Genomic DNA, 12,878 nt, shown 5'->3' on the forward strand with positions numbered 1-12,878 from the left:
ACGTGTCTCACAAGCAACCCGCCAACGAAGGGCGCGGCCTGAGGGTGGCCAGTATCAATCCGGTGCCCATTCTCGAGCCGGTGATGGGGCCCGTCGATGCGAGCGCGTTCATCGACACGCTCTACGGAAGCCGCTGGCTGATCGCCGGGCTCACGATCCTCACGACGACGGTCGCGGTCGGCTATGCGGTGCTGGCCGCGCCGATCTACCAGTCGGACATCCTGATTCAGGTGGAGGACAACCCGAACTCGCCAACCGATGCGCTGTCGAGCGTATCGCAGCTGTTCGCCATCAAGTCCGCCGCCTCGGACGAGGTCGACATCCTGCAGTCGCGGCTCGTGCTCACCCCCGCAGTCCGCAGCCAGGGGCTCACGATCGACGTCGAGCCACGCCGCTTCCCGGTGTTCGGCCGCTGGTGGTCGACCCTCCAGAAAGGCCTGTCGACGCCGGGCTTCTTCGGCCACGGCGGTTACGTCTGGGCACAGGAGCGCGCGACGGTGGCGACCTTCGATCCGCCCACCACGCTCTACGGGAAGCCGTTCAAGCTGATCGCGGGTCCGAACGGCCAGTACACGATCGAGAACGATCACGCGGGCATCCGCGTCACCGGTCACGTCGGCGTGCCGCTTACCGCGGAAACCGGCGACGGGCCGCTGACAGCCAACGTCACGAGTCTCTATGCGCAGCCCGGCGGCACCTTCATGCTCACGCGCGTCTCCGAAGTCACGGCCGTCGAGTCGCTGCAAAAAGCCATGCGCATCGCGCAGACCACCAAGGATTCCGACGTGATCCAGGCGAGCCTGCAGGGCCGCGACGCGCATCAAACGAGCGCGGTGCTCACGGAGATCGGCCGGCAGTACATCACGCAGAACATCGAGCGCAAGTCCGCCGAGGCCGAGAAGTCGCTCGCGTTCCTCAACGAACAGTTGCCGCAGCTCAAGCACCAGCTCGATGAATCGGAAAGCGCGTATAACCAGTTCCGCACGGCCAACGCGATGATCGACCTCAGCGAGGAAGGCTCCGCCGTGCTGCAGCAGACGGTCGATGCGCAGAACAAGCTCGCCGACCTCGAACAGAAGCGCAACGAACTGACGGCACGCTTCACGGACGACCACCCGGCCGTCATCGCGATTCTCAATCAGGAGGCCGTGCTCAAGCAGCGCCTCGCGCAGATCGACTCGAAGACGCGCCGGCTGCCCGCGCTCGAACAAACCGAGCTGCGCCTGCAGCGCGACGTGCAGGTCAACACCGATCTCTATACGGGTCTGCTCAACAGTGCCGAGCAGCTGCGGCTCGCACGCGCGGGCAAGACCGGCAACGCGCGGCTCGTCGACACGGCGGTTGTCTCGGGCAATCCGGTCAAGCCGAATCGCAAGCTCGTGGTCGTGCTCGGCGCGATGGTCGGCCTGTTCGGCGGCTGCCTGCTGGCGTGGTTCCGTCGACAACTGTCGCAGGGCATCATGCATGCGCGCGACATCGAGCGCGACACCGGTCTGCCCGTCTATGCGAGCGTGCCGTACAGCAAGATCCAGCAGGCGCGCGATGCGCGCTCGTACGCACGCATGTGGTCGCCGGCGCAGGCCGGCAGGGTCACGCTGCTCGCGCATACCGACAGCGATAGCCTGCCGATCGAGGCGCTGCGCAGCTTCCGCACGGCGCTCCAGTTCCTGTTGCTCGAGGCGAGCAACAATATCGTGCTGCTGTCGGGGCCGACGCCGGGCGTGGGCAAGTCGTTCACCTCGGCCAATCTCGCGGCGGTGCTCGCGAACTCGCAGCAGCGCGTGCTGCTGATCGACGCCGATATGCGCGACGGCGACCTGCATCGTCATTTCGGCCAGCGCGAAGGCCCAGGCCTCGCCGATCTGATCGCGCTCGAGAAACCGTTCGAGGAACTCGTGCATCGCGCAGTGCTGCCGCGCCTCGATGTGCTCACCCGCGGCGTCGCACCGAGCAATCCGTCGGAATTGCTGATGAGCAAGCGCTTCACGCACTTCGTCAGCGAGATCGCGAGGCAGTACGACGTCGTGCTGATCGACACGCCGCCGGTGCTCGCGGTCGCCGACGTCGGCGCGCTCGGTCAGCTTGCGGGCTCGGCCTTCCTCGTGGTGCGCCAGGGTTCGACGACCGTCGCACAGATCAAGGAATCGGCCAAGCGCCTCGCGCATGTCGGTGCCACGCTCGACGGGCTCGTGCTCAACGGCGTCAAGCCGCGGCCCGGCGACAAGACCTACGGTTACGGCATGTACAGCTATCCCGGCCCGCGCGCCAAGGCATCGAAGGCCTGACCATGACGCTTTCCAGCTCATGCCGTACCTCATGCCGCCCGTCGCGGCCGGCACTCCGCGCAGCCCGCTGGCTAGGACTCTGCGCGTGCCTGCTGCCGGTCCTCGCGCACGCGCTGACGCTGCACGTGAGCACCGCCGCGACCGATACGCCGGCTGACGCGCAGGCCAACGCCACCACCGCGCCGACCAACGCAAACGGTGCGGTCGGCTTACGCGCGGCGCTCGCCGTGCTCGCCGCAAGCAAGTCGCGTTTCGCGGGCGGCCGCGTCGAGCGGCTCGACATCGTGCTCGGCGCCGGCACCTACCGGCTTGCGCAACCGCTTCAACTGCAGCTGGACCCGAGTTGGCACGGCACACCGGTCACGCTATCGGGCGCGGGCGCGGACCGTACGATTCTGTCGGGCGCGAAGATCGTGCGCGGCTTTCATGCACCGGGCGCGAGCGATACCGCCGCGGCGCGACTGCCGGCCGCCGCACGCGCTCATGTGCTTGTCGCGAAGCTTGCCGACAGCGGCATCGACGATGCCGGTGCATTCGAGCGTCAGGGTTTCGGCATCCGCGTCACCCCCGCCCCGCTCGACCTGTTCTATCGCGGCGAGCCGCAGACGCTCGCACGCTGGCCGAACGCGGGTTTCGCGACGATCGCCTCGCTGCCCGGCGGCGAAAAGGGCACGAGCTTCACGGTGGCGGGTGCGCCGCTCGAGGCGCTGAAAACCGAACCCGAGTTGCGCGCGATGGGTTACTGGGCCCGCGACTGGGCCGATACGACGCTGCCCGTCGAATCGGTCGATCCATCCTCGGGCACCGTCACGCTCGCCGCGCCGGCGCCGATGTTCGGCCTGAAGACGGGTCAGCGCATGGTGTTCGAAAACGCGCTGTCGCAGCTCGACCGGCCCGGCGAGTGGTATCTCGACCGCGCGTCGATGACGGTCTACTTCTGGCCGCCCGCGCCGCTCTCCGACGGCGATGTCGAAGCGTCGGTCAGCAACCAGCTGCTCGTCGCGACCGCCGCCTCGAACCTGACGATCCACGACCTCGGCTTCGAGAGCACGCGCGGCAACGCAATCGAGATCAACAGCGGCCTGAACGTCGAGATCGATCACGTGACGGTGCGCAATGCGGGCAGCGTCGCGGTCTGGTCGACCGCGAGCAACAGCCACTACCGCTTCATGAACGTGTCGAACACGGGCGAAGGCGGCTTCGTGGTGTTCGCGGGCAACCGTCAGACACTCGCGGCCGGCAACGTCTCGATCGAAGACAGCGTGATCCACGACTACGCGTTGCGTTCGCGCGCGTACCGGCCCGCCATCAGCATCTCGGGCGTCGGCGACCGGATCGAGCGCAACCATATCTACAACGGCCCGCACGCGGCGATCATCTTCAACGGCAACGACCATGTGATCAGCGGCAACGAGATCGACCACGTCGCACGCGAAGCCGGCGACACCGGCGCGCTGTACACGGGCCGTGACTGGACCGCGCGCGGCACGCTGATCGAAGGCAACTTCCTGCACGACATCGGCAGCCCCGCGCAGCCGCAGGCGACGATGGGCATTTATCTCGACGACCAGAGCGGCGGCGCGACGATCCGGCGCAATGTGTTCTCGAAAGTGAACCAGGCGATCTTCATTGGCGGCGGCCGCGACAACCTCGTCGAAGACAACCTGTTCGTCAACTGCACGCCCGCGATCTATATCGATTCGCGCGGACTGTCGTGGCAGAAGGGCCTCGCCGACGATCCGAACGGCCAATTGCGGCACCAGCTCGCCCTCGTCCGCTTCAACCAGCCGCCGTATTCGACGCATTACCCGAGCCTCGCGACCTTGCTCGACGACGCGCCCGGCGCACCGAAAGGCAACGTCCTGCGCCGCAATGCGGTGATCGGCGGCAAGGCGGCCTCGATCGATCTGCGCGCGACCCCGTATATCGACATCGGACCCGTGTTCGGCGCAAGCGACGTGCATTTCGTCAAGGCGATGCCCGACGCGCAGCGCGGCACGTTCGCCGATCTTCAGATCGCACCGTCTTCGCCGGCACTCCACGAGGCGTTCCAGTTATCGCCATTTCGCCCGCTCGACGCGGCGGGCGCCGGCAAGCAACGCGCAGCACCAGACAGCAGATAGCAACCAGTACTCGGGCAGGACGCAGTGACAGCACGTAGTCGGAACCGATCGCCGGCAATGACCCTTTGGGGCCCTCACACGGGACAGCAACATCATGCGCTTCAGAAACGACATCAATGCCTTAAGAGGAGTGGCAGTCGCGCTCGTCGCGCTGTTCCACTTCCAGACTCCCGGCTTTAACGGCGGCTTTATCGGGGTCGACGTGTTCTTTGTGATCTCGGGCTATCTGATGACGGCGATCGTCGTCGGCCGTCTCGACAAGGGGCGTTTCAGCCTCTGGGACTTTTATGTGGCGCGCTTCACGCGCATCGTCCCGGCGCTCGCGGCGCTCGCCGCAGCGCTCCTCGTGTTCGGCTGGTTCTATCTCGACCAGCATGCGTACAAGGTGCTCGCCGAGCACGCGGGCGCCGCGCTGACCTTCGTCTCGAACTTCGTGTTCTGGCGCGAAGCCGGTTACTTCGACGCCTCCTCGCAGACAAAGTGGATGCTGCACACGTGGTCGCTCGGGGTGGAGTGGCAGTTCTACATCGTCTACCCGATCATCCTGATGCTCGGTGCGCGCGTGCTCGGCAACCGGCGCGGCGTCTATCAGGCGCTGCTCGTGCTGATCGGGCTCGTCTCGTTCGCGCTCGATCCGGTCATCGCGCGCAGCCATCCCGAGGCCAACTTCTTCCTGTTGCCGACGCGCGCCTGGGAAATGGTGCTGGGCGGCCTCGTGATGCTGAATGCCGGGCGCTTCGCGTTTGCGGCGCGCACCGCCGCGACGCTCCAGGCCATCGGTCTCGTGGCGATCGTCGGCGCGGGTCTGTTCTTCACCGATGCTTACGACTGGCCCGGCGTCATGACGCTCGTGCCGGTGTTCGGCGCCGCGCTCGTGATCCTTGCGGCCGCGAACGACAGCGCGTTCGCGACCTTCGCGCCACTGCAGCTGCTCGGCCGCTGGTCCTATTCGATTTACCTGTGGCATTGGCCGTTGACCGTACTGATCCACTACCTCGACCTGCCGGCGCACGACCCGAAGGTCATCGCGACCGGACTCGCGCTCTCGGTCCTGCTCGGTTTCCTCTCGTACGAACTCGTCGAACGCCGCGCCTCGGGCGTGCGCGAACGGTTCGGCCTGCGCGGACTCGGCACGCTCGCGCTCGCGCCGGTCGCGGTGGTGCTCGCCTGTGCGGCCGTCACCTTCGCAAACGGCGCGGCCGCGCGGCTGCCGAGCCAGATCAGGCTCGTCTCCGCCGAAAGCAGCGACGTGGATCCGCGCCGCACCGAATGCCTGACCAACAGCGTGCAGCGCATGCTCGACGGCTCCGGCGAGATCGGCTGCAAATACGGCACATCGTCGAAGATCGGTGCGATCGTCTGGGGCGACAGTCACGGCAACGCGGTCATTCCCGGCGTCGTCTCGGCGGCCGCGCAAGCGAACGACAGCGTCATGTTTTACGGCACCTCCGGTTGCCCGCCGTTCGTCGGGGCAAGCCGCTTCGGCAAGCACACCGAGGAGCCGTGCCGCCTGTTCGCGAAGCGCGTTGCCGAAGACCTCAAGCGGTACCCGCCGAGCGTGCCGGTCATCGTCGTCGCGCGTTTTTCGGCCTATGTGGACGGCAAGAACGACAGCGACGACCCGACCATTCTGATCGGCTACGACGGCGAACGGCCGCTCGCCGACCCGGCCGAGCGCCGCACGCGCTATTCGAGCTTCCTGACCCACGACCTGTGCACGCTCGCGAAGAGCCGGCCCACCTATGTGCTGATGCCGATCCCCGAGATGAACGAGGATGTGCCGGGCACGCTCGCGAAGTCATTGATCCTCGGCAAGCCCACGCACGACGTGTCGATTACCGAGGCCGCCTACTACAAGCGCAACGCCCTCGCGCGCGCGGCGATCGAAAGTGCCGCGACGAGCTGCGGCGTCAAGACGCTCGATCCGCTGCCCATGCTTTGCCGCGATGGCCGCTGCTACGGCTCGCAGGCGCTGATTCCGCTGTATATCGACGGCGATCACCTGAGCGAACGCGGCAGCCGGCGGTTGAGCCCGCTGTTCCGCCCGCTTTTCGAAGGGAGCTGATCCGACCATGTCCACTCCTCAACCTTCGGTCGGACGCAACGCGCGCTGGCTCGCCACCGCGCAGATCGCGAAGAGCGTGGTCCAGCTCGTCGGCCTGTCGATCCTGTCGCATCTGCTCAGTCCGACCGACTTCGGCGTGATGGCGCTCGCGACCGTCGTGACCAACTTCGCAGGCCTGTTGCGCGATATGGGCACGGGACCCGCGCTGATCCGCAGCCGCGACATGTCGCCGACACTCGCGAACTCGGTGTTCTGGGTCAACATCAGCGCCGGCTCGGCCATCGCGCTCGCGATCGTCGTGTTCTCGGTCCCGCTCGCGAGGCTGTTCCACTCGGCGTCGCTGAGCCACGTGCTCTGCTGGCTCGCGCTGATGTTCCCGGTCATGGCCTTCGGCGCCGCGCACCAGGCGCTGCTCGAACGCGCGTCGCAGTTCCGCACGGTCGCGCGTTCGGACGTGTTGTCGTACACGAGCGGCATGTGCGCGGCGATCGTGACGGCGCGTCTGGGCCTCGGGCTCACGAGTCTCGTTGTACAGGCGCTCGTGACCGCGAGCATGTCGTCGCTGCAGATGTACCTCGCGTCGTCCTTTCGCCCGCAGCTGCGCTGGGACGCGAAGGAAGTCCGCAACATCTTCGGCTTCTCGTCGAACCTCACGCTGTCGAACCTCGTGATCTACCTGAACCGCAACGCGGACTCGATGATCGTCGGCAGGGTGCTCGGCGCGATCGCGCTCGGGCCCTATTCGCTCGCGTTCAAGATCATGCTGTACCCGTTGCAGAGCATCGCCTTCGTCGCCTCGAAGGCGCTGTACCCGGTGCTGAGCGCGCAGCAGACCGAGCCCGACAAGCAGCGCGCGAGCTATCTGCAAAGCGTGTCGTTTGTCGCGCTGATCACCGCGCCGCTGATGGGCGGCCTCGTCGCGCTGCGCGAGCCGTTTATCGCGGTCGCGCTCGGGCCCAAATGGGCAAGCGTCGCGACGCTGCTCGTCTGGCTCGCGCCGGTCGGCTTCGTGCAGTCGGTCCTGAGCACGGCGCCCGCGGTATTCATGGTCAAGGGACGCACCGACTGGCTGCTGATGCTGAACTTCTGCGTCGCGCTGCTGCACATCGTGTGCTGGCTGATCGGTGCGCACTTCGGGCTGCAAGGCATCGCCGCCGGTTATCTGGTTGCCACGCTCACAAGCGCGCCGATCCACCTCGCCGTGACAGCACGCCTGCTGGAGATGCCGTTTAGCGCGCTTTATCGCGCGTTGCGCTGGCAAGTCGTGCTCGGCGTCGGCGTCTGTCTGGTCGCGACGCTCGCGAGCCGCGCGATCGGCTCGTTCGACTGGCCGGCCCTGGCGAGATTGATCGTGCCGGGCCTCGTGGGGGTCGCTTATGGCCTCTGGCACATCAGCCGCTTCAATCCCGACCAGATGTTCGCGCTGCGCCGCGCCCTGCGCTTCGCCTGAACCATGAGGACTTTATCGATGAACTTGCCCCTCGTAACCGCGGTCATCCCGACCTACCGCCGCGCGAAGATGGTCCGTCGCGCCGTCGAAGCCGTGCTGGCGCAGGACTATCCGGCGCTCGAGGTGATCGTCGTCGACGACAATACCGAGCCCGCCGAACAGCAGGCGGTGCGCGACGCGCTTGCCGGCCTCGGCGAGAACGTGATGGTGATTCCGAACGCGCGCACCAAAGGCGCGTGCGGCGCACGCAACACCGGCATCCTGCGCGCGCGCGGCGAGTGCATCGCCTTTCTCGACGACGACGATCTCTGGATGCCCGGCAAGATCCGCGAGCAGGTCGCGCTGCTCGAACGGTCGGGCTACGTTGCGGCGGCGTGCCAGTACATCGACGTCGACGTCGAATTCAATCACGCGCGGCGCTGCCGCCCGAGCGCGCCCGTGCTGACGCGCACGCAGGCGCTCGGCGGCGAGTGCCCGACCTCGACGAGCCTCGTGCTGGTCAGGAAAGCCGTGCTCGTCGACGCGGGCCTGTTCGACGAAACGCTGCCGAGCTTCCAGGATTTCGACATGTGGCTGCGCTGCCTCGCGTTCGGCGATTTCGGCTACGTCGACGACGCGCTGGTCACGTTCATCCAGCATGGCGGCGACCGCACGAGCGTGAACCTGCAGCGGCGCATGGCCGGCCTCGCCGCGATCGAAAAGAAGTGGGGCGCCGAAATGGGCGCGCACACCGACTTCGCGGCGTTCCGGCGGCGCATTCTCGTCGACGCGCTGATCGCGAACGGCAAGGCGCGGCTCAACGCGAGCTACTTCGCGGCGGTTAATTTTTTTGTCCGTGCGCTGATTGCCGACCGCGGCTCCAGGCGCACCGCGTTCTGGCTTGCGATCGGCCTGCTCGGCGCGCGCGGCGGCAAGGCGCTGTACAGCCGGCTGCTCAGCGTGCGCCACGTCGAAAGCGTCCCGGTTACCGCGTGAGCGCGGCCATGCATTGCCGAACGAGGCTCTCGCCATGAAACGCATCGTCGTGCGCATGATCGCGGACCTGCGCGCGAACCCGTTCGCGCACGGGCTGATCCTGCTGCTGCCCGCGATCCAGTTCGGGCTCAACTACTTCGCGTCGGTCGCGGCGCTGCTGTTCATTGCGCTCGCCTACTACTCGCGCCTGCGCATCACGCCGGCAACGACCGGCGTGATCGTGGTCGCGGTCTCGATGAGCCTGATCTGGGCCGCGGTCTATCTGCCCGAGGTTCCCAATATGCCGCGCGAAGCGCGGCTCGCGGCCGGCATGCTGCTGCTCGCGTGGGGCTTGAACGGTCAGCCGCGCCACGACATCGACAGGTTCAACGGATGGTGGCCGCTGCTGACACTGCTCGCGCTGACCGGTGCGGCGCTGCTGCAGTCGGTCGCGGGCCGCAAAGGCATTTCGCTCTATGTGCCGACGAAGTTCTTCATCAACAGCAACGACGTCTCGCTCGCGGCCTCCTGGGTCGAGCAGGCGCGCGAACACGGCTACGACTTCAAGATCCGCCCGTCGGCGAGCTTCTCGGAGCCGTCGTATCTCGGCGGCGTCAGCCTGTTTCTGAACTTCGTCTGCCTGCATACGCTGCGCGGCCGCGCGCGGCTCGTCGCGAATATGTCCGCGCTGCTCGCCTGCGTGATTTCGCAGACGATGTTCGGGCTCGTCGCGAATCTCATCATCATGGGGGCCTTCTACCACCGCCATATCAACAAGAGCGTGATGCTCTGCGTCGCCGCGCTCGGCCTCGCCACGCTCGCGCTGCCGATCTTCGCGGCGGAACCGAGCCGCATCGAGCGGATCCTCTCGGGCAACGACGTATCGGCGGGCCTGCGCGTGTTCCAGCCGTTCCAGGTGCTGAATCATGTGCTGTGGGAGGTGCCGTTCGGCGTGCCTACGACGGCGTCGCTCGAATACTTCATCCGCGTGGGCATGGTTCAGCGCTTCGAAGACGCGCCGTTCCAGAACGGCGCGTTCAACGTGCTGTTCGCGTTCGGCTGGCTCGGCTTCGTGGTGCTCGCGATGTTCCTGCGCACCACAGGCGGCGGCATCTGCGCGCTGTTCCTGCTGCTGCTGTTTTGCCAGAACGGCGCGCCGTTCGACTTCGACAAGATCGTCATGGCGGTCTTCGCGATTCACGTCGCGCGCCACGTTCGCGCGACGAACGACCTCTATACGCTGACCCGCATCACGGCGCCGCGGCGCCGCCGCGCGTGAGCGATAAAGCGCGCGCCGCCCGCCACCGTCACGTGCCCTGCTCTTCTCATCGAGACCCATGAAGCCACGCCAATTCTTCTTCGCGCCGATCGTCCTGCCCCGCTATAACCGCGCCAACGGCACGACGTTCCCCGTCAACGCCGCCTCCAACAAGGTCATGGGCATGGCGGCCGGGGTGCGCAGCCAGGCAGGCGCGTCGCTCATCGTGAGCTCGCCGATCGTCACTGCGAGCCGGGGCCGGCGTTACTTCGGCGGTTTCGTCTGCCGCGACCAGCAGCTTGCCTGCGCCTATCTGCCGGCGATCAGCTTGCGCGGGCTGAACCGCGTGTTCGCCGCGTTCGTCTATCTGGGCTTTGCGCTGCGGCACATGCGACGCGGCGACGGCGTGGTGTTCTACAACTATTTCCCCGAATACGTGCCCGTCGCGGCCTTGCTGCGCTGGCGGCTCGGCCGCGACAAGGTCGTGATGGATCTCGAGGACGGTCCGCGCGCCGACGAAAAGAACCTGCGCGGGTATATGAACCGCTTCAGCCTGCGATTGATGTCGCGCGTCTGCAGCCCGCGCGCGATCGTCGTCTCGCGGCAGCTCGCCGACGTGATGAAGATCGACGACGCGTGCGTGGTCAACGGCGTGTCGCCCGACATCGGACCGCGGCGCACGGCCTTCGGCTCGCGCGTCACCTTCCTCTATGGCGGCTCGATCAGCACCGGCACCGGTCTGGACCTGTTCGCCTCGGCCCTGCGCACGCTCGCGCGCGAGCGCCCCGAGCTCGCCGCGCGCACCCACTTCGTCGTGACCGGTTTCGGTGGCGGCGACACACTCGCGGCGCTCGCGCGCGAACTCGCGCCGACGGGGTTTACGCTCGACGTGCGTCAGGACACCGGTCCCGACGAGTACAAGCAGATTCTCGCGCACGCCGATGTCGGCCTCTCGCTGAAGCTGCCGGAAAGCGCGTTCAATGCGACGACCTTCCCGTCGAAGGTCATCGAGCTCGCGAGCCATGGCCTGCTGGTGCTGACCACCGACATCAGCGATATCCCGCTGCTGTTCGACCGCGATACCGCGGCGATCCTGCCGGATGGGGAGGCCGCCACGCTCGCGAACCTGCTCGCCGCGATCGCCGCCGATCCCGAGCGGTATGCCGCGATCGCCGCCGCCGGTCAGCGCAGGATCGTCGAGCGGTGCAGCCGCCGGTCGGTCGGACGGCGTCTCGTCGAATTCCTCGGCGTCACTCCAGAGCTCAGCACACGATGAAACGCATCCTCCGCGCCCTGCGCAACCCCGTGGCCAACCTCGCGCTCGCGATCCTGCCGGCGACGCGCTGCTTCGCGCTCAAGCGTGCACTGCTCAATGCACTCGGCTTCGAGATCGCCGCCGGCTGCAAACTGACCGGCGGCGTCAAGTTCTACGGACACGGCCGGATCGCGATCGGCGAAGACACGTGGATCGGGCTGGGCACGCTGTTTATCGTCGCCCCCGATGCGGCCATCGTGATCGGCGCGCGCTGCGACATCGCGCCGCGCGTGATCTTTCACACCGGCTCGCATCGGATCGGCGACCAGCGCCGGCGCGCGGGCGAAGGCTATTCGCTGCCGATCACGGTCGCCGACGGCAGCTGGGTCGGCACCGGCTCGGTGCTGCTCGGCGGCTCGTCGGTCGGCAGCGCGTCGATCCTTGCCGCCGGCGCGCTGCTGCGGGCCGGCGACTATCCGGCCGACACCCTGCTCGCCGGCTGCCCGGCGATCGCCAAGCGGGTACTGACATGAACATGCGATCACCGCTCTATTCACGCATCATCTTCTGGGAACCGTGCGTGTCGCCGCACAAGTCGGCGTTCATCAATGCCGTCGCCGAACGCTTCGGGCCCGGCGTCGAAGTCAGTTGCGTCGCGCACGAAGGCGTGCCCGAGGCGCGTCAGGCGCTCGGCTGGGGCGACGGGTCGGTGGCGTTGCCGCCGACCGTGGTCGCGCCGTCCAGTGAAGAAATCGCCGCGCTCGTGCAACGCGGCGGCGATCGATGCCTGCACGTGTTCTCGGGGATTCGCTGGTTCAGCACGCTGACGACCGCGCTCGACATCGTGCAGCGCGAGCGGCGCGCGTTCGCGATCATGTCGGAGCCGCGCGACAACGCGGGTTTCGCTGGCGCGGTCCGCTACCTCCAGTCCTGGGTGACCGAAGCCGCGCTGCGCCGCCGCGTGCAGTTCGTGCTCGCGATCGGACGGCATGGTCCGCCGTGGTTCCGTTCGGTCGGCTACCGGCGCGAGCGCGTGTTTCCGTTCGCGTACTTTCTGCCGCCGCCGGCCGAGGTCGACGAAACGCGCACGAGCGCCGCGCAATTGCGCATCGCCTATGTCGGCCGGCTTATCGAAAAGAAGGGCGTGCAGTTCCTGCTGCCGGCGATGCGCGAGCTCGGACCTCGCGTGCGGCTCACGCTGATCGGCGACGGCGAGTTGCGCGAACAGCTCGTGAAACAAGCCCGCGAGTCCGGCGTCGACACCGAGTTCTGCGGCGTGCTGCCGATCGAAGAGGTGCAGCGCCGCATGCGCGAATTCGATGTGCTCGTGCTGCCGTCGATCAGCAAGGACGACGGCTGGGGCGCGGTGGTCAGCGAGGCCTTGATGGCGGGCGCGGCGGTTGTCGGCTCGAGTCGCGCGGGCGCGTCGATCCTGCTCGACAGTCCGCGCAACGGCCGCGTCGTGCGGCCGGGCGACAGCCGCGCGAG

9 protein-coding genes are annotated in these 12,878 nt (G+C 67.3%); all 9 read left to right on the top strand.

All coding sequences use genetic code 11. The features are described 5' to 3' along the window. On the top strand, window positions 1-2,285 hold a 2,285-nt coding region (locus tag ACYPXD_RS09520), incomplete at its 5' end, for a polysaccharide biosynthesis tyrosine autokinase (protein ID WP_459710162.1). Between the two features lie 2 nt (window positions 2,286-2,287). Beyond that, window positions 2,288-4,408 carry a right-handed parallel beta-helix repeat-containing protein gene (locus ACYPXD_RS09525; protein ID WP_459710164.1) on the top strand — a complete coding sequence of 707 codons (2,121 nt, stop codon included), beginning with the start codon at window positions 2,288-2,290 and terminating at the stop codon, window positions 4,406-4,408. 94 nt (window positions 4,409-4,502) lie between these two features. Further along, window positions 4,503-6,473: an acyltransferase family protein gene (locus ACYPXD_RS09530; protein ID WP_459710167.1), complete on the top strand. Its 1,971-nt coding sequence runs from the start codon at window positions 4,503-4,505 to the stop codon at window positions 6,471-6,473. A gap of 7 nt (window positions 6,474-6,480) precedes the next feature. After that, a complete protein-coding gene (locus ACYPXD_RS09535) occupies window positions 6,481-7,923 on the top strand; it encodes a lipopolysaccharide biosynthesis protein (protein ID WP_459710169.1) in 1,443 nt (480 codons plus the stop codon). Window positions 7,924-7,941: 18 nt separating this feature from the next. After that, window positions 7,942-8,898, top strand: coding sequence for a glycosyltransferase family 2 protein (locus ACYPXD_RS09540; RefSeq protein ID WP_459710172.1), 957 nt, complete (start codon window positions 7,942-7,944; stop codon window positions 8,896-8,898). Window positions 8,899-8,932: 34 nt separating this feature from the next. Next, a complete protein-coding gene (locus ACYPXD_RS09545) occupies window positions 8,933-10,156 on the top strand; it encodes a hypothetical protein (protein WP_459710175.1) in 1,224 nt (407 codons plus the stop codon). Between the two features lie 157 nt (window positions 10,157-10,313). After that, window positions 10,314-11,411, top strand: a complete 1,098-nt coding sequence (locus ACYPXD_RS09550) for a glycosyltransferase family protein (RefSeq protein WP_459710177.1) — start codon at window positions 10,314-10,316, stop codon at window positions 11,409-11,411. After that, window positions 11,408-11,923 carry an acyltransferase gene (locus ACYPXD_RS09555; RefSeq protein ID WP_459710179.1) on the top strand — a complete coding sequence of 172 codons (516 nt, stop codon included), beginning with the start codon at window positions 11,408-11,410 and terminating at the stop codon, window positions 11,921-11,923. Before ACYPXD_RS09550 ends, ACYPXD_RS09555 begins: the two co-directional genes overlap by 4 nt. Further along, window positions 11,920-12,878: glycosyltransferase (locus tag ACYPXD_RS09560; protein WP_459710181.1), on the top strand; the 959-nt coding region annotated here is incomplete at its 3' end. The genes ACYPXD_RS09555 and ACYPXD_RS09560, both read left to right, overlap by 4 nt.

Source organism: Paraburkholderia sp. 2C (assembly GCF_054589215.1).